Here is a 23093-nt window from a genome sequence, read left to right as displayed (position 1 = left end):
ACATGACAACCGCTATGAACGATTTTAGCTTAGGCGCAACCTACTGGCCGCGACGCAAAGGTTCGCTCCTGTGGGCGAACTTCGATCGTGGCGAGATTCGAGAAGAGTTTCAACAACTGGCGGCGATCGGCCTCAACACGATCCGCCTGCCGCTCCACTGGGAAGAGTTCCAGCCACGGCCCGAACGAGTCGCGGTTGGCGCGCTGCGGATGCTTGAGCAGACATTGGCGCAGGCCAGCGATGCGCGGCTGCGCGTAGTGCCGCAGCTCTTCCCGCTGAGCGTGGCGGGCGCGATCCACCTCCCCGCCTGGACCACCGCCGCCAGCTATGCCGCCGACCTGACGCTCGCAACCAAGTTCGGGCCGCTGCTGATCGTGCGCAGCGAGACGCGACCGCCGCTGGTCTGGGAGCGCACCAGCCACGAGACAGAGGTCCGCGACCTGTGGACCAATCCGGCGATGCGCGCGGCGCAGCGCAAGCTGATCGAAGAGGTGATCGGCAACTTCGCCGACCATCCGGTGATTCGCGGCTGGGAACTGGGCAGCGGCATTGAGCTAGCCCGCACGCCCTCGTCGTCGGATGCGGCTGCCGAGTGGCTGGGCGAAACGTTCGACGTTGCCCGTCAGCACGGCGCGCGCGGCGCGCTCTTCTACAGCGCGCCGCTGCGCTCGCTGGTGCGGCGCGAGGGGCCGCGTCCCGAAGCCATCACGCAGGCGGGCGGCACTCCCGCGATCAGCCTGGTACCCCCGGAGCCAGCCTTCACCGGCCAGCCGCTCACGATCGAGCTGCTGCGCTTCGTTGCGGCGCTGACCTACTCGCTGGGTCGCGCAGCGCCGGTACTGGTCGTAGGCGCGCCCGCAGTTGTCAACGCCGCAGGCAAGGTCTTCGCCGATCGAGCCTACGGTCGCGCGGTCGAGCAGCCGCTGCTCGATCCCGATGCCTACGCCACGTTAGTCGAGACGGCGCTGCCGGAGCTACGCGCAGCGGGCGTGCCGGGCGTGTGGTTGAGCCATGCCTTCTGCTACGGCGAGCCGTTCGTGCCCGCCGAGGCACACAGCCGCCGCGAGCAGATGATGGGCCTCTTCGACATCGGCGGCGACGAGCTGCCGGTCGGCAAAGCGGTGCAGCGCTTTGGGCAGCAGCCGGGCACCCAGCAGGAGGCCAGATTGCCGCTGCTCGACACCGAAGATTACTGGCAGGACCCGGCGGCGAACTTCAGGCGGCTGTGGCAGCAGTGGCAAACGCCCGACGAGTCGTAACATAACTGCCCCGCTCCTGCTGCGAGAGGAGCGGGGCAGCGCGCAAGCGATAGGGTCAGGACATCCTACTCCACCAGATCGAACGAAACCGCCTCGGCGCGCTGGCGAAACCATGTCCTGACCTGCGGCCAGAAGCTATTGAAGAAATCGCTGGTGCGGTAGGCGTCCAGCGCCGCTTTGCTTTCCCACACGCTCCAGGTCGCGAACGACGCCGGATCATCGGCCTGCCGCAGCAGTTGCACGCTGATACAGCCGGGCTGCTGCGCGATCTTGGGCCGAAGCTGCTCATAAAAGGCCAGAAACTCGTCGACTTTATCGGGCTGAAAATACATTCGTACAAGCCGCGTTAGCATCAAAGCACCTACAGGCTATACACCTCAAGCTCACGAACCAGCGACACATCGCCGGTGAAGCCAGCGGCGCGCACCTCGGCGACCGTCTGCTCCTCCGGCAGCGTGTACTCGGCGCTGTAATGGATCAGCGCCAGCCGCCGAACGCCGCAGCGCACCGCGATCTCGCCCGCCTGATGCGGCGTCGTGTGATTATAATTGTTGACTGGATCAGTCACCGTCGCCTCGTGGATCAGCGTATGGACGCCCTGCGCGAACTGCTCTAGCTCCGCGCACGGCTCGGTATCGGACGAGTAGACCACCGTCTGCTGCTGCTCACGATCGACGATCTTCACCGCCAGCGTGGGCCGACTATGCCGAACCGGCGTGGTCGAGACGGCGTAGGCGTCGGTGACGAGCACCTCGTGGTCGGCGGTTTCCGGCAGCTCATGCCAGCGCGTGGCGCACATATGGCCGTGCTGCTCCAGCTCAAGCGCCTCGCACAGCCGCCGCGCCATCGCCAGCGTCGACGGATTAGCGTACACGTCGAACGTGCCGGGATACTGCGCCAGCCACAGGTGGAACAAGAAGGCGGGCAGGCCATAGATATGATCGGGGTGATTGTGGGTCAGCAGCGCGCCGCGCAAGCTCTTCGGATCGATGTCGGCGCGGAGCAACTGCTGGTAGGCGCGGCCAGCGCAATCGATCAGCAGCCCACCGGCGGGCGAGTCCCAGACCAAAAAGGTATTATCGCGGTCGCGATCGGGCAATGCCGTGCCCGCGCCCAAGATGACTAAGCGTTGAGTCATAGCGGATGCTCCTGATACGGATGCCAGCGAGTATAAAAGCGGCGCGGTATCGTGTCAATCGGGAGCGGCTGGCACACCGTTTGATGAGCACCGCAGCAGCGACGAGCGCCCGCGCTGTTTGAAGAGCTGGCACATGCCTCCGGATTCAAGCTCGGTTTGATGAGCACCGCAGCAGCGACGAGCGCTCACGCGCTTACTAAGTGGAAAGATCGATGACACGTATTGCATATTTCGACTGTTTTTCGGGCATTAGCGGCGACATGACTCTCGGCGCGATCGTCGATGCAGGGCTGGATCTCGCGCAGCTTGAGGCCGAGCTGCGCAAGCTGAACGTTCCAGGCTGGGAAATTGCCGCCGAGCGCGTGGTACGCTATGGCATGGCCGGAACCCGGCTGCACGTTAGCACCACGGAGCAGCAGATCCACCGACATCTCGGCGACATCGCAGATATTCTCGCGGCCAGCGCTCTCGAATCGGACGTTCGGCGGCGGGCGCTGGCGATCTTCACGCGGCTGGCTGACGCGGAGGCTGCCGTGCATGGGACCAGCCGCGACGAGGTGCATTTTCACGAGGTCGGCGCGCTCGACGCGATCGTCGACATCGTCGGCGCGGTGATCGGGCTGAAGCTCCTGGGCATCGAAAAGGTCTATGCCTCGGCGCTGCCGCTGGGATCTGGCTGGGTCAAGGCCGCGCATGGGCAGATCCCCGTGCCCGGCCCGGCAGTGCTGCGCCTTCTGGGAGCGGTCCAGGCCCCGATCCAGCCCGACGCGACGCCCTTTGAGCTGGTAACGCCAACCGGAGCGGCGCTGCTGGCCGAGCTGGCAACCTTTGAGCGTCCGGCGCTAACGCTGACCGCTACCGGCTACGGCTTCGGCGGGCGCGACATTGGACGGCTTAACGCCGTGCGCGTCTGGATCGGCGAGGCACGCGACGAGCGGCAGAGACAGCCGACAGCGCCGGAGCAGGCGCAGGATCAGGTGGTGCTGCTGGCAACCAACATCGACGATCAGCCCGCCGAGCAACTGGCGTACGTCGCCGAGCGCCTGATGGACGGCGGCGCGCTCGACGTGTGGTGGACGCCGATCGGCATGAAGAAAGGCCGCAGCGCGCTGATGCTATCGGCGCTGGTCCGCCCGGCGGATGAGGCCGCCGCCGTCGAGACGATCTTCCGCGAAACGACCAGCCTTGGCATTCGCCGACAGCCGCTTGAGCGCTGGATCTGCTCACGGGCCGCGCGGCAGGTCATGACCCGCTGGGGAGCGGTGCGGGTCAAAGAGCAGCGCTGGCAGGAGCAGCTTCTTGGCGCTGCGCCCGAATACGACGATTGCGCCAGGATTGCGCGCGCGCACAACATCCCACTACGCGCGGTCTATGCGGCAGCTCAGGAGGCGATCGGCCATGACTGAGACGCTGCTCAGGCAGATGGTGGCACGGCGGCCCTGCGGCCTGCTGACCGACATCGACGGCACGCTCAGCCCGATTGCGCCCACGCCCATGGCGGCCAGGGTAACGCCTGCGGCTCGCCGCGAGTTGCGGCTGCTGGCCCAAAAGCTCGATCTGGTCGCCGCGATTTCTGGACGCGCCGCCGCCGATGCCGCAGCCCTCGTCGACCTGCCCGATCTGATCTATATCGGCAATCACGGGCTGGAGATCTGGCGTGGCGGCGCAGCCGAGCCACTGCCCGAAGCCGTGAGCTATGCCCGAGCGGTCGATGCCGTACTGCGCGCGGCTCAGGAGCGTATCGCGCTGCCGGGCATGATCTTCGAGAACAAAGGGCTGACGGCGTCGATCCACTATCGCCTGACCGACGATCCGGCGCTGGCGGAGACGATGCTGGGCGCACTGCTCCACGCGCTTGCCGAGCAACACAATGTCGTGCTGACGCAGGGGCGGATGGTCTGGGAGATTCGGCCACCGCTGGCAACCAACAAGGGCACCGCCGCGCGCTGGCTGGTCGAGCAGTACGGGCTGCGCAGCGCGATCTTTATCGGCGACGATCGCACCGATGCCGATGCGTTTCAGGTGTTACGCGAGCTGCGCGAACGCGGCGCGTGTAAGACGCTCAACGTGGGCGTGGCCGCGCTTGAGACACCGCCGATCGTGCACGCGCTGTCCGATATGATGGTCGAGGGCGTAGCCGGAGTCGAGCGGCTGCTGGCACAGTTCAACGCCATTTTTGCCGCCGAGCCTCTGTCTTAAGTTGGATGACGGCGTGAAAGAAACAAATATACTAAAGCAGGCTCTACTCACAGCGCGACGACCAAATCTACGCAGGCTCCTTTGATTCGGGGCTGTGATAAAAGCAATAAATGATGCATTCTTCTTAGTGGGGCCACTTTGAATCATCCGGCCATCGCTCACACAGGGGGCATATCCCATCGAGTACTTGTCGTGTAAGACATACTGCCATCTAGCAGGAGCCCACCCAGGATCGATTATTCTTTCTGTAGGTCGCACCAGCACAGGGTCGAAATATCTTCAGGCAGGGCAGTGCCATGCGTCGAGCCTACCTACCACCACTATCATCCTGTAACGAATAGACCAACAGCCGGAGTCTCAATACGACCATAGTACCAGGGATTCTTGACGGCAATAGTGGTAAACCTTTGGTGGGTAGAATCACCATCGCTGGGTCGATCCACATGGGCGTATTGCCGATTATAACCACACCCCCCTTTCGAAATCAGGTGTTACTGATCCATCGTTGTTTCTAAACACTTGAATAGCGCGTGCTATCTGCCGTGTCGAATAGCCGATGCGTTCACTATCATCACATGCATCGACCATCGCACGAACGACTCCCGAAGCAACACGAAACTTTAGGCTTTTCACAAAGGTAACAATAGCAAGGGGTGAAGGCAATGTCAGTTAACGGGGCTGTTGTTGATCGTTTTCAAGGCACCATCAGCGGTTTAGGCACACAGGTTGCGATCGATCTCCTGACAACGGTCGTAGGAACGATCGATCAAGGCGTGCTTGTCGTAAATCCCCAGAGTCAGGCGCTCTTTTGCAACAAGCAATTTCTGGATATCTGGCATATTCCCGGCGCTCTGGCAGACGATAACCAGGCAATGATGTCGTTCGTTCTGGATCAGCTTACGCAGCCCGATGACTTTATCTCAAAAATTATCACCATCAATAGCGATCCCCACGCAGTTATCCGCGACGAGGTGCCGCTGAAAGATGGGCGAGTGATCGAGCGCTCCTCGCAGCCCAGCCGTGGCGCCGATCATGAAATCCACCGAGTCTGGTGCTTTCTCGACATCACCAACCGCAAGCACGCCGAAAACGAGCTGGTCGGTCAGCAGCAGCTCGTCAGCCAGCAGCAGCAGCGGATCATCCAGATGCAGCAGGCGGCGCTGGCAGAGCTATCAACGCCGCTGATCCCGATCAGCGACACCGTGCTGGTCATGCCGCTCATCGGCGCGGTCGATACGCAGCGTGCCGCGCAGATCTTGGAGGCGCTGCTGGAGGGCGTGAGCGAGCGACGGCCCAAGGTCGTGATCATCGATATTACGGGCGTTGCAGCTGTCGATACGCAGGTCGCGAGTAGTCTGATCCAGGCCGCTCAAGCGGTACGGCTGCTAGGCTCGCGAGCCGTGCTCACCGGTATCCGCCCCGATGTCGCGCAAACGCTCGTCTCGCTTGGCGTGCAGCTCACCGGTATCCGGTCGTTCAGCACGCTCCAGGACGGCGTGGCATTTGCACAGCACGCCTGATCCACCGCACAGCACGCGGGATCGTGATCGTTCCGGGCTAGCCAAAGACGTGGAAAGATGAGCTTGCGCGGCTTGTAGAGCCAGTACGCAAAGATGCGCCGCGCCTGCGGGAGGTAGAGGCTCAGGATGGCTGCGTCCGTAGCATGCTGTAGACCGCTTCTTCCAGAGCCTCGACCATAAACGGCTTAGACAGGAAGCGATCCACTCCGGCAGCCCTGGCGGCTTCGCGCAGCTCTGGCGTCGCATACGCGGTAATCATGATCACCGCGCTTCGCCAGCGCGCCTTAAACTCGCGCGCCAGCTCAAGGCCATTAATGCCGCTCAGCATGTAATCGGTGATCAGCAGCGCGCACGGATGCTGCGACGCCTGGGCGAGCGCGCTCAGGCCATTGTCGACGGTGATAATATCGTGCTCCAGCTGAAGATCGTGGAGGACGCGCCGCAGCACAATCAAAATGTCGGGAGCGTCCTCGACGACGATAATGGCAGGAAAAGGACCAGGCACAGCTAACTCCTCGTACACTAAACCTTGCCATCGCCTGAGGCCCCGATCAAGCTCTGGAGCAGATCGGGCAGCTCACGCGAGAGCTTGCCGCGTGTCACCAGCCGGTCGCAGCCAGCAGCGACCGCCGCGCGCGATGCCGCGACATCCACATGCGAACCAAAGGCCAGCACCGGCACCTGCGCCGTCGCAGGATCGGATTTGAGCACACGCACCGCGCTCTGCCAATCCGATCGCTCCTGCGTGTCGAGCACCACGCCAGCCGTGCCCTCTCGCGCCGCCGCCACCAGCGCATCGGCGTTCGCCACATCGCGCGTCTGATAGCCGAGCGCCCGCGCCGTATCGGCGACTTTGACGCTAAAGAACAAGTCGGGAATAAGCAACAGTAATGGCTGCATAGCTTCGACACCATCTCGTAATCGCTGGTGGCTCATCTGCCACAGGCTCATGCGCCGTCAGGCCGGGGTGGAGGAGTGGCTTCCACACATTCCCTGTTCCTACGGCCAGATCAGCGCATGTCTGTCTGCACATCATCCTTGATGCTCCATTGAGATCATTCTACCACCGTCACACCACGCGCCAAAGATCGATCGTGCCGGTCAGCAGGCTGGAGACAACCGCGCCGAACACGGGAATCTGTGCCGCCGGACGGATATGCTCGCGATACCAGCGATCGTGCTCTTCCTGCGTGGGAAAGACCGGAAAATAGATACCGGTTGGATAGTCGAGCAGAAACAGATCGCGCGGGATCGTGCGATTGCCGGGATGCGGCTCGGCCACGCCATCGCCATCACGATCGACATCGTTGGTGTGCAGGCCAAACGCGCTGGCATCGATCGGAGTCGGGTACTGCGCATCGACAACGTAATATTCTTCGTGCTGCTGGCCGCTGGCATCGGTGTAGGGGTTACTGTAGCCTACCAGCACCACGGAATGCTGACCGTAGATCTTGAGCGGACCCCACTGGTTCGCGCCCAGCTCCACGATCACCGGCACACGGCGATCGATCAGGTCGCGCAGCACCACCTCTGCATCGGTCTTGCGCAGCGAGCCGAAGTGCGTGCCAAAGCCCTGGCGTTTGATCAGCCAGCCGCTGATCGGCGAGGGCGAGCCGCCGAGATTACGCTGGAAGAACAGCCCGGCCTCGCGTAGAAATTGATCTTTGTCGTAGCGGCGCTCTCCGATTAGCAGATTGAGCGCATTGGCCGGAGCCGTACAGCCGCACTCGTTGATCCCCTGCTGCTGGATCGGCCAGCGCTCCGCGTCTGCATCAGCCACAATGCAGTGAACATAGTCGGGAAACATGTTGCGCGTCATCTCGCACCTCAAGCATACGGAATCCGCCCAGGCAATCCCTGCTCTATGATGATACGACAGCGCTCTCGTTTTGTGGAGACAGCATATCGGGCGCTTGATCGCCGTCCAGATGCGCCAGATCGTTGAGCCGCACGATGCGCCACACGCCGCCTTGTACCTCCAGCTCCGTCAGCGAGGTATTGCCGATGAAAGGGAGCGACGGCGGATCGGGCTGGCCCTGCAACAGCGCCACATACTGGAGCATACTCCGAATCGTGCCGCCATGCGTAACGATCGCCAGCCGCTCGCCGGGATGCCGCTGCGCGAGATGCACCAGCCCCTCGCCCACGCGGTCCCTGAATGCGTCGAGGCTCTCGCCGTCGGGAGAATGAAAAAAGCCGGTAAACGCGCCGGGAAATCGCGCCATAATCTCAGTGCGCGTCAGGCCGCTCCATGAGCCGACGTTAATCTCACGCAGCGCCGGAAAAGGATGTACCGGCATCCGCAGCGCCGCTCCAATCGCCTGAGCCGTCTCAAGTGCGCGACTCAGATCGCTGGCATACAGATGATCGAAGGTCGTGCCCTCGTGCTTCAGGCGACGGGCCAGGGCTTGTGCCTGCTGCCGTCCGTCTTCGGAGAGCGGCACATCGGCCTGGCCCTGCCAGCGTCCACTCCGATTCCACTCAGTCTCGCCGTGACGAATAAGAACGATTGTTGTCATGTGCTTAGGATACCGAATATCGACAAAAGCGCCAGGGTTTCGTCGATTCGTCGGGGTGAAGGGATAAGCGAAGGAGGCTTAGGGCAGACGCGCCTGCTGCGCCGCTTCGTCCAGCTCGATCAATCCGTCGGCGGCCAGGCCCCGCAGCAGCGTGATCAGCCAGTCGTGCTCGTCGGGCGTCCAGCCGGGCTTGACCAGCGGCCCCAGCTCGGCCAGCGGCAGCCACGCATGGTGCGGAAGCTGGCGCAGCGCATCGACGACGCGGCCACGGAAATAGCGCGATGTGCTGGTAAATGGCGTGCGGCGCTCGGCCACGGCGCGGGCGGGTCTGGGCGCGGGCGTGTAGGTAAACACCGCCTCATCTGCGGCGCGCCACGCGGCGTAGGCGCGGCACTCGCTGCGGAGCGGGCAGATCTGGCAGCGCGGCCTGGCGGCGGTGCAGATCAGCGCGCCCAGCTCCATGATCGCCTGATTCCAGGCCCAGCCCTGGCCCTGCGGCACGGCAGCCTCGGCGATCGACAGCAGCGCCCGATCGCTACTCTCAGCCGACTCATCCGGCCCGACAAAGACGCGCCGGATCACGCGCCGAATATTCGTGTCCATGAAGGCCACATCGCGCTCGAAGGCGAAGCAGGCAACCGCGCCTGCGGTATACGGCCCGATGCCGGGCAGATTGCGCAGCGCTTCGGGCGTGTCGGGGAAGCGACCATCATGCTCGCTGAGCACTGCCTGCGCGGTGCGCTGCAAGTTGAGCGCGCGGCGGTTATAGCCCAGACCGGCCCATGCGCGAATAACATCGCCGGGCGTGGCGGCTGCGAGCGCCTCAAGTGAGGGAAACTGCTGCAAGAACGCCGCATACTTGGGCCTGACCCGATCGACCTGTGTCTGTTGCAGCATGATCTCGGAAACCAGCACATGATACGGATCGCGGGTGCGTCGCCACGGCAGATCGCGGCCATGCGCGTCGAACCAGGCGATCAGATGTTGCTGGATGCGCGCAAGCTGCGCGCGGTCGAGGACGAGCGGCGCAGACGTGGATGTCATCGTGGGCTCAGTGCTATTCACAAAACTATTGTACCAATAATCCGCTCGTCTGTGCAGCCGAGACGAATCGCGGCAAGCGTCGTGCTACTGTTTGAGGCAGGTAAGGAGGAGCGGCATGCCCTATCAACATCTCAGGGATCTACCAGAGAGCGTGCGCGAGCATCTACCCAGACACGCGCAGGAGATCTACCGCGCGGCCTACAACAGCGCGTGGGACGAGTACGACCACGACGAGGAGCGCGCGCATCGCGTGGCGTGGGCGGCGGTGAAGCACACGTACGAGAAGAACGAGGAAACCGGCGATTGGGAGGCGAAAGCCGAGCAGGAGCGCGGCAGGTAGCAGGATACCTGAGCGACGCGCCGCGTACAGCCTCAACGTCCGCTGCGCACTAGATCGTCAAGCAGCATGCTAACGGCGCGTCTGCAACGAGCTTAAACCTTCAAGTTTTCTTCGATGATCACGTTCGTGATCCAGCCCACGACCGGCTCGTGCCTGGTTCCGCCCGCCGTTACAAACACATCCTGGCAGTTGGGCGTCTTCCCCATTGCGTCCTTCGCGTCGGCCAGCGTGCCGTCTGCTCTGATGAGCGCGAAGCTTGTTTTGAGCTTCTCGCCAACGTCGCGATCGTCCAGTAGATCCTGTAACGTGAGCGTGTTGAGCGGTTGAGCGCCCCCGCTTAGCGATTTATTGGTAATGAAGCGCTCGATAAAGCTGCGGTGGACGACATATTCGGGGCAGCCATTTTCATCCAAGATCGGAATACGATTGCCCTTTTGGGCCTGGATCAGCCTGCTCAGCATCTCGATCAGGATGATCTGATTCGCGGGATTCGCGGCGGTGATTGCCTCAACATGCATATCCGCTTTGCCGATCATCTTGTCTCGTACCGGAATAGACATTAGCTTTTCTTGCGGCGTAAGCTGGTTGACGACCTGTGTCACAGCGCGATTCGCCGCCTCAAAATTCTCCCGTGTAAAATAGAACGCTAGAACCGTCCCGACCCACGTGCCAAGCAGCGGCAGGACGGCATTAAAAACCGTTGTGGCTGTTTCAGACGTGTTATCACTATTCCAGATAGTGATGCCTCCTAAAGTTGCGATTACCGCAAAGGAGAATAAGCTAACGACCAGCGCCAAATACTCTTGAAAGATCGATCGTTGAGGTGGGATATTATTACCATCGGCCATACTGACACCTCCACTACATGATTTCAAGCTAATCTCGATTATATGATCAAACGCAAGCGATTAAGCCTGTCATTGTACGGAGGCTTATTTCGACTGTAGCGGCGTAGCAGCTCTGAAGATTTCATTCGCGGAACTGATACTTAGAACTCGCCGATGTCGCCGATGCGTAGCCGCTCGATCGCGATAAAGCCAAGCGCCGTCACCAGCATCAGCAGCGTGGACATCGCCAGCGCCTGGCCGTAGTTGGCAAGGCCGGGCTGCCCGATGAAGCGATAGATCACCAGCGGCATCGTCGGATACTCCGGCAGATAGAGCAGCAGCGTCGCTCCGAACTCGCCCATCGAGACGGTGAAGGCAAAGACCGCCCCGACCACGATCGCGCGCGCTACGATCGGCACGTCCACCTCCCACAGCACCCGCAGCGGACCAGCGCCCTGGACGGCGGCGGCCTCGCGCAGCCGTGGATCGATGCCGCGCAGCACCGGCAGCACCGCCCGCACGACGAACGGCAGCGCGATCAGCGTGTGCGCCAGCGGCACCAGCAGCGGCGATGTGCGCAGATTGAGCGGCGGCTCGTCCAGCGCAATGATATAGCCGAAGCCGAGCGTCACCGCCGACGTGCCCAGCGGCAGGATGAAGAGCGGATCGAGGATCGCCCGCAGCAGACGTTGCCGGAGCGTCAGCAAGTAGGCTGCGGGAACGCCCAGCAGCAGCGCCAGCAGCGTGGTCGCGCTCGCGAACATCAGCGAGTTGCGCATAGCGGTCAGCGGCGGCACGAAGAAATACGAGCTGCGCTGGTTCTGCTGCAACAGCCGGTAAAAGCGCAGCGACCACTCGCCGCCGAGCGCGATCGAGCGGTAGGCCAGCGCCAGCAGCGGCGCGAGCAGCAGTACCAGCATCACGCCGAGCACCACCCCTACCAGCAGCCTGCGCCGCCATCCGATCACCGGACGCTGTAGTGTCGCCTGGGGCCGCAGATCGAGGGGCAGCGATGCGCGCTCCTGCAGGCGTGTGTAGACGATCGTCAGCGCCAGCGTAGCGACGATTTGCAGCACCGACAGCGCTCCGGCGATCGGCAGATTGAAGAAATCGACGGCCTGCCGGTAGATCTCGACCTCGACTGTCGCGAAGCGCGGCCCGCCAAGGATCAAGATCGTGCCGAATGCGGTAAAGGTGAAGAGAAAGATCAGCAGCGCCGCCGCGCCCAGGGCAGGCATCAGCAGCGGCAGCGTTACCTCGAACCAGACGCGCCGACGATTCGCGCCGAGCACGCGAGCCGCATCCGCGATGCGCGGATCGAGATTGGCCCAGAAGCCGCCGACGATCCGCAGCACCACCGTAAAGTTATAGAAGACGTGCGCGATCAGAATCAGCGTCAGCGTGTTGTCGAGCCTGAGCGGCGCGTCGCGGCCAAGCAGACCGCCGAGCGCCGTATTCACCAGGCCGTTCTGGCCCAGCAGCGCCGCGAACGCCGCCGCCACGACGACCGTCGGCAGCACGAACGGCACCGTCGCCAGCGCCCGCAGCAGCGTCTTGCCCCGAAACTGGTAGCGCGCGAAGACATACGCCGCCGGAAGGCCAAAAGCCAGCGTCAGCGCGGTCGAGAGCGTGGCCTGCCAGACGCTAAACCACAGCACCCGCAGGTAGTAGCTGTCGCGCCACAGGGCCGCCATGCCAGCGACCGATTGCTCGGCGGAGGTGAAGCTGAGCCGCAGGATCGCGGCCAGCGGGTAGAAGTAGAAGAGCGCGAAGAAGATCAGCGGCAGGCCAGATAGCGCGACGCGCAGCAGCGCCAGGCTGCCGCGCACGGCGAGTCGCCACCGATGATCCCCATTTCGAGTTTCGAGTTTCACGCTTCCAGTTTCACGTTCAGGCCCTCACCCCCGGCCCCTCTCCCGCTGCGGCAGGAGAGGGGGAGAGAGTTTCCTCTCGGTTCTTGGTGCGCCGGGTGCCATGCGGGTGCCCATGCCCAGAGGGCACCCGCATGGCACCCAGTTCTTTTGTTCTTCGCTCGGCTAGCGCAGCACGGCCTCGGTCCACTCCCGAATCCACGTATCGCGGTTCTGGGCGATCGTCTCAGGATCGAGCGTGGCGGGCGCTTGCGGCACCGGCGCGAACTGCTGATAGACCTCCGGGATCTTCGCTGTGGGCAGCACGGGATAGACGACCATCTGCGGCATGATGTCGTCCTGCACGCGCTGCGAGAGCATGTAGTCCATCCATTTCTCGGCCAGCGCGCGGTTCCTGGTGCCCTTGAGAATGCCCGCGAACTCGATCTGGCGGAACGAGCCTTTGGGCGGCAAGATGTTTCCGGTCGGCGGCTCGGTGAGCTTGCCCTCGGAGAAAGCTACCTCGGCGGCAGGAGAAGTCGCGTAGCTCACGACGATCGGCTGCGGCCCCTGGCCGGACGAGCCGCTGAAGTTGGTGTAGTAGGCTGTCTCCCAGCCATCGACTACCACCACACCGTTTTCCTTCATCTGCCGCCACCAGTCCAGCCACTTCTCCTGCCCAAAGTAGTCGACCGTCGCCAGCATGAACGCCAGCCCAGGCGAGGAGGTCGCCGGATTCTCGACGACGACCTTGCCCTTGAATTCGGGACGGGTCAGATCCTCAAGCGGCAGTTGCTCCGGCTGCGCCTGATCTTTGAAGAGATCGCTGGATTTATCGTAGTTGAGATTGACAAAGCCATAGTCGATCGGGATCAGGCGATCCTGCGGGTCCAGCCTCAGATCAGCGGGGATCTGGTCGAGGCCCTGAGGCGCGTACGGCTCGAAGGCATCCGCGCTGAGCGCCCGGCTGAGAAAGGTGTTGTCGACGCCGAAGAACACGTCCGCCAGCGGATTGCCCCTGGTCAGCAGCGCGCGATTGAGCGCCGATCCGGTATCGCCCGCCTTTAAGAACTGAAGCTTGACGTTGTTGGCCTTCTCGAACTCGGCGATGACCTCGGTGCTCAGATTGAAGCTGTCGTGCGACATAACCGTCAGCGTGTTGGGGTAGGTTTCGCCCGTCACCGTCTGGGCCTCAGCCGGGCCGCTGTCTGTTGTTTCCGCCGTCGTCTGCGTGGCCTGAGCCGTCGATCCCGGCTGCGCGCCCTCCGCGCCGGTTCCCACACTGCCGCCGCAGCCCGCCAGAATCAGCAGCGCCAGCAGCAGCCCGATGATATTCCGTAGCATAGTGGCTACTCCTTAACGAGCATAAAAAAAGCCGCCGCGTAAGAAAACGCAGCGGCAGTTTTGCCTCTTGCTTCCCTACGCTGGTATAACCCAGGTCAGGTTCAAAGGGTCATTGGCATTGCGGGCCAACCTCTCAGCCGGACTCTTCCGGCCCCCCTAGCACACATGGTGATTTGTCGCCGGTGATCGTAGCACACGTGGCCTTACGCTGTCAATGCGAGTTGCTTGCACAGCCAGAACCTCGTATACTTGACGGTAGCACAGACATAAGCGAGGAGCGTATATGGCTACGATGAGACTTCGCCTGCGTGAGCTGCTGACCCAACGCGAGAACCAACTGGATCGCCGGATTCGCCTGAACGAGGTCGCTCAGGAGACGGGTATTTCGGCGAACACGCTGACCGCAATGATCAACAACCAGTCGGATCGGGTTTCGCTCCAGGCACTGGCGAAGCTGTGCGAATATTTCCACTGCACTCCCGGCGAGCTATTCCGCTATAGCGCCGAGCCTGAGGGTATCGCCGACGTGATCGATGCGCGCGACATCGTGAGGAGCTGGGAGCAGCAGTACGGCGCGGACGAGCATCCGCCGCGCTAGTGCAGCGTGAGGCCGGGAGTTTGGGGGAGTCCCCCCAATATTGCTCTTGCTGATGCAGAATCGCATACCCTGCTGCCCAGCCCTGCGCCGTGCTGCTGCGCTACGGGGCGGCGCGGCGCTGGTGGCGCGCATGCCGCGATGAGCATGAGTGCACCTGTCGAGCACAGACTTGCATCGAGCGCGGTTGCGTGGTATATTGCAGGACGTTCTACGACCCCGTAGCTCAATCGGATAGAGCGACAGCCTCCGGAGCTGTAGGTTGGAGGTTCGAGCCCTCTCGGGGTCGCCAAGACGTAGACTGTAGTCCTGAGCAGATCGCCCAGGACTTTTTCTTTGCCCAATTTCCTCCTGCCGCACCGTTGAATCAGCACGTTATGACCGTAGCTGTCACAGGCTGGCGTTAAGCTGGTCTGTCTTGACCTCAGGCGATTCGACGTACTCGCCGCGCTCCAAAACACACGAGGAGGTACAGATGCGCTCCGGTATTGTCCTGGCAAGTGCCGGCACATATGGCGACGCGCGTACACTGGCCGAGCTGGCTCATCTGGCGGAAGCCACAGGATGGGATGGCATCTTTCTCGAAGACTACATTTTTCACTGGCACCAGGATCACATCACCTACGATCCGTGGATTGCGCTGGCGGCGATGGCGCTGCGGACGGATCGGATTCGGCTGGGCATCACCGTCACGCCGCTCTCCCGGCGACGAGCCTGGAAGCTGGCGCGCGAGGCCGTCACGATCGATCATCTCTCGCATGGGCGGCTGATCGTGGGCGTGGGCATCGGCAACGGCAGCGACGCCGATTTCGCGAAGCTAGGCGAGATCACCGATACCAGACAGCGATCCCAGATGGTCGACGAGGCGCTCGACGTGCTGGCGGGGCTGTGGAGCGGGCAGCCGTTTAGCTATCACGGCGCACACTACCGGATCGATGATGTGACGTTCTTGCCGCAGCCCGTGCAGCAGCCGCGCATCCCGATCTGGGTCGGCGGCGGCTATCCGCTTCAAGGGCCGCTGCGCCGCGCGGCGCGCTGGGACGGCAGTTGCATGTACAAGCACGCGCCCGACGCCTGGCAAGACATGACACCCGGCGACATTCGGGCGCTGCGGGCGTTTGTCGAGAGTCAGCGCGGCGCATCAGCGCCCTTCGATATTGTGGTCGGCGGGCGGGAGCGCAGCGAGGATTGGGAGCAGGAGCGCGCCTACATCCGCTCCGCTGCCGAGGCGGGCGCAACCTGGCGGATCGAGCACGTTCCGCCGAGCGACCTCGATGTGCTGCGAGCGCGTGTGGAGCGAGGCCCGCTGCGGATTGATTAACCAAGTCTAGACATGATCGGACGTATCTATCGTAACGTACCCTGCGTTGTATTAAAAGTGTGACGGGACTTTTCCCAACACCTGATGGGCCGTATCTGTGGGCGGGGCAACTCATGGGTACGGCTCAATCACGCTAGCAAGAGGTATGCCTTCGAGGGCGTGATCCGACGATCAGCCGCATGCACAATCTTGCGCGCTATCCGCCCGCCCTACCACGACAATCTACATCCTCATCAACAGTACCGCTGAGGCTGTCACAAGCCCATCTGCTGCACTACGATGTGCTGTGCTCTGGCTGGCTGCATTGATACGCTCTGTGTGCTGATCATCGTATCAACACAGACAGGCTACGGCACCACGCATGGTATGAGACAGCAGCCACGGTATCCTATTTTCTACGCGAGATCCTAGAGGTATTTGGAACAGTGTTTATTTCACAATTCTTAAGTTGGCTCTTCACCATTCAATCATCAGACACAGAGATCCAGCGACGGGCACGCCTGGCTACGATCCTCAGCGCGGGCCTGGCGCTGACCATCACACTCGCGCTGCCCGATAGATTCGCTGGCGGAAATTTTAGCACCTTTATTTCCAACAGCCTGACACTAGCCATTATGGCATTGCTCAGCTTTTTAGGCGCTAAGACGATCGACGAAAGCCTGCATACTGCGATGACAGCCCAGCGCAACGCAGAGATGACAGCGCAACAACTGATCAACATCAACGCCGAACTCGAGCAGCGCATCATGACGCGAACTGCGGATCTACAAACGGCGCTCACAGAAGTCGAGGCTCGCGCCCAGGCGCAGCTCTTAGCAGAAAACGAGCAGCAGCGCGTAACCATTCGTGAATTGAGCGTGCCGGTTATACCGATCGATGCCACCACGCTGATTATGCCGCTCGTCGGCGCACTCGATACCGGGCGGCTGCATATCCTGAAGGAAGAAGCGCTGCAAGCGGTTGAGCGCACATCCGCGCGCACCTTGATCATGGATATTACCGGCGTGCTGGTCGTCGATAGCCAGGTTGCCCAGGGATTGATCAACGTCGTGCAGGCGGCCAGGCTCCTGGGCGTGGAGGCGATCCTGGCAGGCATCCGGCCAGAGGTCGCACAGGCGATTGTTGCGGCGGGCATCAATCTGTCCGAGCTACGTACCGCGATGAGCCTCCAGAGCATCTTGAGCGGCACACACCAGCGAACGGTCGCCGCGCCATGATTCAGCAGCGCAAGCGACCGCTCGCATCCCAAAGCGCCTGCTAGCCGGGCTACTCGTCGCGGATCACCGGCATGGCATCCAGGGCATACACCTCTGGTCGTCGATCGCGGAAGACCGGCAGGAAGCTGCGGACCTCGTCGAGCAGATCGAGGTTGAGCGCCGCAAAGAGCAGCCCCGGCATGTCGTCTGCCTCAACCAGCACCGAGCCGCGCGGATCGATCGCTGCCGAGCGTCCGCCAAACGTATTGGCGCGATCGGCGCCGATGCGATTACAGGCGACGATAAAGCACTGATTTTCGATCGCGCGAGCCTTGAGCAGCGTGCGCCAGTGCTCGATCCGCTGGACCGGCCACTCAGACGGCAGCAGCACCAGGCCAGCGCCATCCAGCGCGTAGCGGCGGAACAGCTCAGGAAAGCGCAGATCGTAGCAGATCGCCAGCGCGCCCTGGCCCCACGGCAGATCGAGCACGGGAGCGGCATCGCCCGCGCCCAGGTAGCGATCCTCATCCATCAGCCCGATCAGATGAATCTTGCGATACGTCCCACGCAGCGCGCCATCGGCGTCGTAGAGCGTCGCGGTGTTGTACGCCCGCTCGGTTTCGGGGTCCCACTCCAGCAGCGAGCCGCAGATCGCCAGACGGTGATGACGCGCCAGCGAGGCCACCGCCGAAAACAGGCCGGTGTTCAGCTCGTCGGCCAGCTCCGGCGCGCGCTCAAGATCGTAGCCGCTGCCCCACAGCTCCGGCAGCACCAGCAGATCGGCGTTTCGCTTGGCGGCCTGCGCGGCCAGGCTCTGCACCGTGCGTAGATTGGTTTCGGGATCGCCCAGCGCAATATCCATTTGCCCGATCGCAACACGTAGCTCCATCTTGATACTCCTATTGAACATCGCCGTCCGGTCGCTCGCCGACTGAACGGCTACTGCGCCGGTTGATCCGGCACGGCACTCGTCATCAACTCCCAGATCAGCCGCGACGCCTGCGCGATCGTGTGCCGTCCGCTCTCCACGTCGGGCAGCTCCACACTCAGCGCCGCGACGATATACGGCTCGTGTGGCGCGAAGACGATCCCCGCATCGTGCTCGACGCCGGGTAGATCGCCGACCTTATGCGCCAGCGGCGTACCGGGCGGCAGACCGGCTTCGAGCTTCTGATCGCCGACGGACTGACCGAGGAACTCCAGCACCTCGGCGTAGCGCTGCTGGACCAGGTGATAGAAGATCGCGCACATCTCGCGGGCTGTGGTGGTGTTATCGCGACCGGCAGCCAGCGCCGCGAAGTCCATGAACTTGCGCCGCAGCCGCGTTTCCAGCCCCAGTTGCCCGATAAACTGGTTGACCTGCTCGAAGCCCAGCCGGTCGATCAGCAGATTCGAGGCGGTGTTATCGCTCTCGATCAGCGCATGTGCTACCAGCTCGCGCACGGTTTTGATCGTTCCTGCGGGCGCGCGATCGAGCGAGCCCTCGCCTTCGACCCGATCGGCCTCGTTGAGCGTGAGCGCTGTCTGCATCGCGAAAGCTGGCATCGACTCCTGGGCGGCGTACACCGCCATCGCCAGCGGCACCTTGATCAGACTGGCGGCAGAGCGCACGATGTCTTCCTGGTAGCCGTAGAGCTGCGCGCCGCGTGCGCTCCAGACACACACGCTATAGTCACCGGGCGCGGCGTTGAGCAGCGCCGTGATGTCGCTCCACGCGCTCATGCGGGTAGCTCTCGCTCAACCTGAGTCACCAGATCGATCGCGCGGCGGCCCAGATCGCGCACATCGATCGACACTTCGGGCGCGTCAAGCTCCTGCCAATCGTACCAGCGCCAGCCGTGGCTCTCCTCAGGCGCGTGACTGACATCGCCGGAGAGGACGCGCGCCACATAGATCAGATCGATATGCTCGTGGTCGGACGCGATCGTTTCGAGCAGCATGCAGAGCGGCTGCGCCAGGCGGCGAACCGTGCCCAGCGGCTCGCCGGCGTCGAGCAGCGCGACCATCAGGCCAGTCTCCTCCTCGACTTCGCGTAGCGCGGCCATATCGGGCAGCTCGTGGGGATCGATGTGGCCGCCCGGCGGCAGCCATTTATCGAGCTTGCGATGGTGCAGCAGCAAGGTCTTGCCCTGATGCACCACAAACGTCGTCGCGGCCCAGTCCCGTGTGATCGTCATCGTGCCTCTGCCTCCGGTAGTCTCCGCCACATCTTAGCGTATAATCGATCTCCTACCGCCGAGCGCCGCGCGATTGACGGAACGGCGCGCTCGATCCATACTTGGTTCAAAGTTCCAAGTTTCACGTTCCAAGTTCCAAGTTTCAAGTTTCCCTGGTTCTCGGTTCTCAGTTCTTGGTTCTCGTTTTGTTCCCTTGTTCCTTTGTTCCTTTGTTCTTTGTTCTTTCTGCCGATTGTAGCGGATCGATCCGACCCGATGCAAACACCAGTTAAGCGTGAGATACACCTATGCCGCTCAACCCACAGCAACAGACAGCCGCTCAAGCAGCGCACGACGCGCCGCTCAAGATTATCGCCGGAGCGGGCACCGGCAAAACCGAGACGCTGGCCGGGCGTTATGTGCAGCTTGTGCGTCAGGGAATCACGCCGGAGCGCATCGTGCTGCTGACCTTTACCGAGGACGCCGCCGCTGAGATGCGCGCACGGGTGATGCTGCGGCTGCACGAGGCCGGGCTGATACTGCCGCCGCACCGGCTGCTGCACCTGTGGATCGCGACGTTCCACGGCTTTGCGATGCGGCTGCTGCACGAGTACGGCTTCGAGGTTGGGCTGCCGCCGACGCCGCGCCTCCTGAGCGAGGACGATCAGCAGGAGATCTGGCAGACGATCCGCGAGGCGGTCGAGGCCGAGCCGCAGCTTGGAGCGGGCTACGTGCCGCTGGATCACAGCGCCTACCGCTGGGATACCGACGAAACCTGGCATAAGGTTATGGCGGTGGTGACGGCGCTGCGGCGCGGCGGCGGCACGACGGACGAGCTAGAGCCGCATCCGCAGCTTTACGCGCAGCAGACCAGCACCTTTGCCGCGCACCGGGCGCAACTTGTGCCGCTGATCGAGCACTGCTTCAGCGCCTACACCGGCTCTCTGCAACGGCGCGGCGTGCTCGACTTCGACGAGCTCTTGCAGGCCGCGCTCCGGCTGCTGCGCGCCACGCCGACGATCCGGTCGCGCTTCGACGTGGTGATGATCGACGAGTTTCAGGACACGAATCGTCCGCAGCTTGCGCTGCTGGAGCAGCTTCAGCCAGCCTTTGCCCGCACGACGGTGGTCGGCGATCCGCGTCAGGCGATCTACGGCTGGAACTCGGCGCGCGCCGAGAGCATTTATCGCTTTCCCTTCACCGGCAGCGGCAACGAGCACAGCCTGAGCGAGAACTACCGCTCCGATCCGGCGATCGTCGCCATTGCCAACGCGGCGCTCCACGGCAGCGAGCTTGGCAGCCTGGCCGAGCTCAGCCCATCCTCCGATCGGCGGGCACGCACTCATCCGGCGCTTGCGGCTGAGCCGGTGGTTTCGCTGCATCTCGTGCCAGGCGTCGCCGACGAGGCCGTGGTGATCGCGGCTGAGATTCGACGATTGCACGAGCGCGGCGTGGCGTATCGCGACATGGCCGTCTTGCTGCGCTCGCGGACCAACCTCACGGCCCTGATGGACGCGCTCCACGCGGCGGGCGTGCCATTCGAGATCAGCGGCGGCAGCGGCTTTTATCTCCACTGGGCCGTTCGAAGCACGGCGTCGCTGCTGCGGCTGCTGGCCGATCCGGCGGATCGTCCGGCACTGGCGCATGTGCTCGAAAGCCCGCTGATCGGGATACCGCCACACCTCCTGGCGCTGCAAGATCCGGCGCACGCCAGCGCAGACACCGCTGCGAGGCAGCCCGCGTTCGTCGCCTGGCTGGACGATCCGACCGCCGTGCCCGCCGATGTGCCGGAGCGGGCCGCGATCGTCGAGCGGCTTGAGACGTTTGGGCGCTTCTTCGGCAGCGCGCGGTCGCGGCGGGGCCTGCTTCAGCCAGCGCCCTACCTGGAGTGGCTCTGGCAGGCCAGTGGCCTGCTGCGCCATCTGGCCGCCACGAACGATCTGCAGGCCCAGCTGACGCTCCAGCAACTACTACGCGACGCCGACGACTACACGGCGGCGCATCCCGCCGACGGCATCGCCGGATTTACCGCGCTCCTGCGGCAGCGCGTGCAGACGCAGCCACGGGTAGCGCTGCCGACCGCGCCAAGCCTCGACGCGGTCGAGATCGCAACGGTGCATCAGGCCAAAGGCCGCGAGTGGCCGGTCGTCTGGATCTTCAATACGGCGCTGCCCAGCAGACGGGCCGGGCAGGTCGACAGCGTGCTGTGGGACGAGCAGTGGAAGCTGGTGATCGGCGATTCGAGCACTGCCAGGTCCGGCTCCACGCGCGGCGATGCCGACCCGCTGACGCTGCTGCGCGATGACCTGCGCCGCCGCAAGCGCAACGAGGAGCGCTCGATCTGGTACGTCGCGCTGACGCGGGCACAAGAGCGTCTCTACATTCTGCACAGCGGCTGCCCGCTCGACGGCACGAGCTTCGCCGATGCCACAGAGAAGCTCGCGCGCCAGGCCGAGGGAGCAGCGCCCGGTAAGCAGGACGAGGCGGTGCATTTTTTCCATGAGCTATGGCAGCATGTCCAGCGCCAAGGCGACAGTCCGAGCGCACGGATCGTCTGCCTGCCGCCTGCCGAGCCGCTCAAGGACGAGAGCACGCAGCCATAGGAGTCATACGATGGACTGTCGTTATGCCACCTTTGACTTTTTCGGTCAATGTTGTTAGTATGCTCGATATAATAACGCTCCCATGTAGTAGCGTTGTTGTGTTATTTCCGTGTCGAAACAGGAGCACATGAGCCTATGTCTGCACGACGCCCCTGTGCGTTGGCGCTTACATTCGCGACTTTGCCCGGTACCTTGTCTGTGCCAAAACTCAGCCTTGCGGCTTGCCTTCCGGTTCTCTTTTCTCCAGCCGCCTCCTACCAATCCTTTGGGTGCCTTCCAAAGCTGCGATTACGTCGCTTATACCGAGACTCGCGCCGGGTCGTCGAGGACGACGCCGGACGCTGGCGCGCTGCCTTCGACGGGCGCTTCCATCCGCTCGGATACGCAAACTTCCTGGCTCGAACAGCCGCGCTTGATGGCGCATACGGCTTGATCGGGGCTGCATGCTTGTGCTGGCGAATGGGGCTATACGCTATGACCATAGGCCCGACCGCCGTTCTCCGGCCAGGCTAGACATAAGAAGGACAATCGAGGATTGCCGAACGTATCGGCACCATGTAGGATCGACCCGTTACTGTTTGGAAGTGCCATTCCCCTTGTCGCGAGTGGTACAACAGTGAAGAACGCATACACGTCGAATACGGCCAGGATGCCGTATTCAAATGCTGTTCAATCCCATGCTGGAAAAGGAGCTGCCCTATGTCAGCACAACGCCAAGCCGCGTTGCATCACTCTCTCGTTACCGCCCGTTCGCGGTACATTTCTTCAAGCCTGATTAAGCTTGCCTGTCTCATCCTGAGCGTTGCAAGCTTGAGCCTGCCCCACCGGATTGCGCTGGCGGCGGGCGATGGCCGAACCCTCTACGTCCCTATAGTTTCGACGCTGCGCGCTGCGCCAACCTGGAAAACGGTGAAGCAGGGCGTCTTCGTGAACGCGCCGAAAGATACGAGCGTGGAAACCGTCGCGGCCAAAGCCAGCTTTGTCGTGCTGATGCGCACCGGCACTACCTACCGCAATACCCTGCGTGCCAACGGCTACACCGGCAAGGTCGTCCAGTACTTCGTCGCCAACGCCGTCCTCGGCCCCGGCCCCTACGCTAATTCCTCGGCGGCCTGCGATAGCAGCTTCGTGCCGCCTATCAATCAGGTCGCCCATCAGACCGGCGATTTCTGTAAGTACATT

General features: G+C 62.9%; 23 protein-coding genes, 1 tRNA gene and 1 riboswitch. Of the genes, 11 read left to right on the top strand and 13 right to left on the bottom strand.

Annotated features, from left to right (window positions below; all coding sequences use genetic code 11):
- Positions 1-2 precede the first annotated feature (2 nt).
- Positions 3-1259 carry a hypothetical protein gene (locus tag VFZ66_06835; GenBank protein ID HEX6288888.1) on the top strand — a complete coding sequence of 419 codons (1257 nt, stop codon included), beginning with the start codon at positions 3-5 and terminating at the stop codon, positions 1257-1259.
- 65 nt (positions 1260-1324) lie between these two features.
- On the opposite strand, the gene VFZ66_06830 is transcribed toward VFZ66_06835, so the two are convergent.
- Positions 1325-1612 carry a putative quinol monooxygenase gene (locus VFZ66_06830; protein ID HEX6288887.1) on the bottom strand — a complete coding sequence of 96 codons (288 nt, stop codon included), beginning with the start codon at positions 1610-1612 and terminating at the stop codon, positions 1325-1327.
- An 8-nt stretch (positions 1613-1620) separates the two neighbouring features.
- Complete coding sequence (locus VFZ66_06825) at positions 1621-2397, bottom strand: MBL fold metallo-hydrolase (protein HEX6288886.1); 777 nt, start codon at positions 2395-2397, stop codon at positions 1621-1623.
- 212 nt (positions 2398-2609) lie between these two features.
- On the opposite strand from VFZ66_06825, the gene larC reads away from it, so the two are divergent.
- The 3 genes from larC to VFZ66_06810 all read left to right on the top strand — a co-directional run bounded on the left by larC (position 2610) and on the right by VFZ66_06810 (position 6116).
- On the top strand, positions 2610-3803 hold the full coding sequence (gene larC, locus VFZ66_06820; GenBank protein HEX6288885.1) for a nickel pincer cofactor biosynthesis protein LarC: 1194 nt from the start codon (positions 2610-2612) through the stop codon (positions 3801-3803).
- A complete protein-coding gene (gene otsB / locus VFZ66_06815; protein HEX6288884.1) occupies positions 3796-4596 on the top strand; it encodes a trehalose-phosphatase in 801 nt (266 codons plus the stop codon). Before larC ends, otsB begins: the two co-directional genes overlap by 8 nt.
- 773 nt (positions 4597-5369) lie before the next feature.
- On the top strand, positions 5370-6116 hold the full coding sequence (locus VFZ66_06810) for an STAS domain-containing protein (protein ID HEX6288883.1): 747 nt from the start codon (positions 5370-5372) through the stop codon (positions 6114-6116).
- Positions 6117-6237: 121 nt separating this feature from the next.
- Here the strand turns inward: VFZ66_06810 and VFZ66_06805 are convergent, their stop codons facing one another.
- From VFZ66_06805 to VFZ66_06785, 5 genes are all read right to left on the bottom strand, one after another.
- Positions 6238-6621 (bottom strand): response regulator, encoded by a 384-nt coding sequence (locus tag VFZ66_06805; protein ID HEX6288882.1) that lies wholly within the window; start codon positions 6619-6621, stop codon positions 6238-6240.
- 17 nt (positions 6622-6638) lie between these two features.
- Positions 6639-7016 carry a hypothetical protein gene (locus tag VFZ66_06800; protein HEX6288881.1) on the bottom strand — a complete coding sequence of 126 codons (378 nt, stop codon included), beginning with the start codon at positions 7014-7016 and terminating at the stop codon, positions 6639-6641.
- Between the two features lie 169 nt (positions 7017-7185).
- Positions 7186-7935 carry a C39 family peptidase gene (locus VFZ66_06795; protein ID HEX6288880.1) on the bottom strand — a complete coding sequence of 250 codons (750 nt, stop codon included), beginning with the start codon at positions 7933-7935 and terminating at the stop codon, positions 7186-7188.
- 43 nt (positions 7936-7978) lie between these two features.
- Positions 7979-8635 carry a histidine phosphatase family protein gene (locus VFZ66_06790; protein ID HEX6288879.1) on the bottom strand — a complete coding sequence of 219 codons (657 nt, stop codon included), beginning with the start codon at positions 8633-8635 and terminating at the stop codon, positions 7979-7981.
- 78 nt (positions 8636-8713) lie between these two features.
- Entirely contained in the window at positions 8714-9679 is a 966-nt protein-coding gene (locus VFZ66_06785) for an A/G-specific adenine glycosylase (GenBank protein HEX6288878.1), read from the bottom strand.
- 115 nt (positions 9680-9794) lie between these two features.
- Here VFZ66_06785 and VFZ66_06780 point away from each other — a divergent pair, with 115 nt between their 5' ends.
- Positions 9795-10019: a ChaB family protein gene (locus tag VFZ66_06780; GenBank protein ID HEX6288877.1), complete on the top strand. Its 225-nt coding sequence runs from the start codon at positions 9795-9797 to the stop codon at positions 10017-10019.
- Positions 10020-10111: 92 nt separating this feature from the next.
- On the opposite strand, the gene VFZ66_06775 is transcribed toward VFZ66_06780, so the two are convergent.
- The 3 genes from VFZ66_06775 to VFZ66_06765 all read right to left on the bottom strand — a co-directional run bounded on the left by VFZ66_06775 (position 10112) and on the right by VFZ66_06765 (position 14040).
- Positions 10112-10867, bottom strand: coding sequence for a hypothetical protein (locus VFZ66_06775; protein HEX6288876.1), 756 nt, complete (start codon positions 10865-10867; stop codon positions 10112-10114).
- Positions 10868-11007: 140 nt separating this feature from the next.
- Complete coding sequence (locus VFZ66_06770; protein HEX6288875.1) at positions 11008-12720, bottom strand: iron ABC transporter permease; 1713 nt, start codon at positions 12718-12720, stop codon at positions 11008-11010.
- A 162-nt stretch (positions 12721-12882) separates the two neighbouring features.
- Complete coding sequence (locus VFZ66_06765; GenBank protein HEX6288874.1) at positions 12883-14040, bottom strand: thiamine ABC transporter substrate-binding protein; 1158 nt, start codon at positions 14038-14040, stop codon at positions 12883-12885.
- Between the two features lie 55 nt (positions 14041-14095).
- A riboswitch (TPP riboswitch) is annotated at positions 14096-14208 on the bottom strand.
- Between the two features lie 115 nt (positions 14209-14323).
- Between VFZ66_06765 and VFZ66_06760 the strand changes: the two genes are divergently transcribed.
- The 4 genes from VFZ66_06760 to VFZ66_06745 all read left to right on the top strand — a co-directional run bounded on the left by VFZ66_06760 (position 14324) and on the right by VFZ66_06745 (position 17173).
- On the top strand, positions 14324-14638 hold the full coding sequence (locus VFZ66_06760; GenBank protein HEX6288873.1) for a helix-turn-helix transcriptional regulator: 315 nt from the start codon (positions 14324-14326) through the stop codon (positions 14636-14638).
- A 212-nt stretch (positions 14639-14850) separates the two neighbouring features.
- Positions 14851-14927, top strand: a tRNA-Arg gene (locus VFZ66_06755).
- A gap of 183 nt (positions 14928-15110) precedes the next feature.
- On the top strand, positions 15111-15956 hold the full coding sequence (locus tag VFZ66_06750) for an LLM class flavin-dependent oxidoreductase (protein ID HEX6288872.1): 846 nt from the start codon (positions 15111-15113) through the stop codon (positions 15954-15956).
- 425 nt (positions 15957-16381) lie between these two features.
- Positions 16382-17173: an STAS domain-containing protein gene (locus tag VFZ66_06745; GenBank protein ID HEX6288871.1), complete on the top strand. Its 792-nt coding sequence runs from the start codon at positions 16382-16384 to the stop codon at positions 17171-17173.
- 49 nt (positions 17174-17222) lie between these two features.
- Here the strand turns inward: VFZ66_06745 and VFZ66_06740 are convergent, their stop codons facing one another.
- Genes VFZ66_06740 through VFZ66_06730 form a run of 3 tightly spaced genes read right to left on the bottom strand, consistent with a single transcriptional unit; the run spans position 17223 to position 19329 of the window.
- Positions 17223-18041 (bottom strand): carbon-nitrogen family hydrolase, encoded by an 819-nt coding sequence (locus VFZ66_06740; GenBank protein ID HEX6288870.1) that lies wholly within the window; start codon positions 18039-18041, stop codon positions 17223-17225.
- Between the two features lie 50 nt (positions 18042-18091).
- The gene (locus VFZ66_06735) at positions 18092-18874 is read right to left on the bottom strand and encodes a serine hydrolase (protein ID HEX6288869.1); all 783 of its coding nucleotides are present in this window, start codon (positions 18872-18874) and stop codon (positions 18092-18094) included.
- Entirely contained in the window at positions 18871-19329 is a 459-nt protein-coding gene (locus tag VFZ66_06730) for an NUDIX domain-containing protein (GenBank protein HEX6288868.1), read from the bottom strand. Before VFZ66_06730 ends, VFZ66_06735 begins: the two co-directional genes overlap by 4 nt.
- A gap of 287 nt (positions 19330-19616) precedes the next feature.
- On the opposite strand from VFZ66_06730, the gene VFZ66_06725 reads away from it, so the two are divergent.
- Both VFZ66_06725 and VFZ66_06720 read left to right on the top strand, forming a co-directional pair.
- Positions 19617-21911 carry an ATP-dependent helicase gene (locus VFZ66_06725; protein ID HEX6288867.1) on the top strand — a complete coding sequence of 765 codons (2295 nt, stop codon included), beginning with the start codon at positions 19617-19619 and terminating at the stop codon, positions 21909-21911.
- A gap of 699 nt (positions 21912-22610) precedes the next feature.
- Positions 22611-23093, top strand: a 483-nt coding sequence (locus VFZ66_06720) for a hypothetical protein (protein ID HEX6288866.1), incomplete at its 3' end; no start/stop codon positions are given.

Source organism: Herpetosiphonaceae bacterium (assembly GCA_036374795.1).
In the GTDB taxonomy this organism is placed as follows: Bacteria; Chloroflexota; Chloroflexia; order Chloroflexales; family Kallotenuaceae; genus LB3-1.
Note: the sequence above shows the minus strand (reverse complement) of the source record. Positions and strands in the feature narration are given on the sequence as shown.

What these genes read in the sequence shown, in the direction of transcription:
- VFZ66_06750 (HEX6288872.1), top strand. Translation starts at nt 15,111, where the DNA reads ATGCGCTCCGGTATTGTCCTGGCAAGTGCCGGCACATATGGCGACGCG.
- otsB (HEX6288884.1), top strand. Translation starts at nt 3,796, where the DNA reads ATGACTGAGACGCTGCTCAGGCAGATGGTGGCACGGCGGCCCTGCGGC.
- VFZ66_06760 (HEX6288873.1), top strand. Translation starts at nt 14,324, where the DNA reads ATGGCTACGATGAGACTTCGCCTGCGTGAGCTGCTGACCCAACGCGAG.
- VFZ66_06785 (HEX6288878.1), bottom strand. Translation starts at nt 9,679, where the DNA reads ATGACATCCACGTCTGCGCCGCTCGTCCTCGACCGCGCGCAGCTTGCG.
- VFZ66_06800 (HEX6288881.1), bottom strand. Translation starts at nt 7,016, where the DNA reads ATGCAGCCATTACTGTTGCTTATTCCCGACTTGTTCTTTAGCGTCAAA.
- VFZ66_06730 (HEX6288868.1), bottom strand. Translation starts at nt 19,329, where the DNA reads ATGACGATCACACGGGACTGGGCCGCGACGACGTTTGTGGTGCATCAG.
- VFZ66_06795 (HEX6288880.1), bottom strand. Translation starts at nt 7,935, where the DNA reads ATGACGCGCAACATGTTTCCCGACTATGTTCACTGCATTGTGGCTGAT.
- VFZ66_06835 (HEX6288888.1), top strand. Translation starts at nt 3, where the DNA reads ATGACAACCGCTATGAACGATTTTAGCTTAGGCGCAACCTACTGGCCG.
- VFZ66_06825 (HEX6288886.1), bottom strand. Translation starts at nt 2,397, where the DNA reads ATGACTCAACGCTTAGTCATCTTGGGCGCGGGCACGGCATTGCCCGAT.
- VFZ66_06765 (HEX6288874.1), bottom strand. Translation starts at nt 14,040, where the DNA reads ATGCTACGGAATATCATCGGGCTGCTGCTGGCGCTGCTGATTCTGGCG.
- VFZ66_06775 (HEX6288876.1), bottom strand. Translation starts at nt 10,867, where the DNA reads ATGGCCGATGGTAATAATATCCCACCTCAACGATCGATCTTTCAAGAG.
- VFZ66_06725 (HEX6288867.1), top strand. Translation starts at nt 19,617, where the DNA reads ATGCCGCTCAACCCACAGCAACAGACAGCCGCTCAAGCAGCGCACGAC.
- VFZ66_06830 (HEX6288887.1), bottom strand. Translation starts at nt 1,612, where the DNA reads ATGCTAACGCGGCTTGTACGAATGTATTTTCAGCCCGATAAAGTCGAC.
- VFZ66_06735 (HEX6288869.1), bottom strand. Translation starts at nt 18,874, where the DNA reads ATGAGCGCGTGGAGCGACATCACGGCGCTGCTCAACGCCGCGCCCGGT.
- VFZ66_06780 (HEX6288877.1), top strand. Translation starts at nt 9,795, where the DNA reads ATGCCCTATCAACATCTCAGGGATCTACCAGAGAGCGTGCGCGAGCAT.
- VFZ66_06790 (HEX6288879.1), bottom strand. Translation starts at nt 8,635, where the DNA reads ATGACAACAATCGTTCTTATTCGTCACGGCGAGACTGAGTGGAATCGG.
- larC (HEX6288885.1), top strand. Translation starts at nt 2,610, where the DNA reads ATGACACGTATTGCATATTTCGACTGTTTTTCGGGCATTAGCGGCGAC.
- VFZ66_06740 (HEX6288870.1), bottom strand. Translation starts at nt 18,041, where the DNA reads ATGGAGCTACGTGTTGCGATCGGGCAAATGGATATTGCGCTGGGCGAT.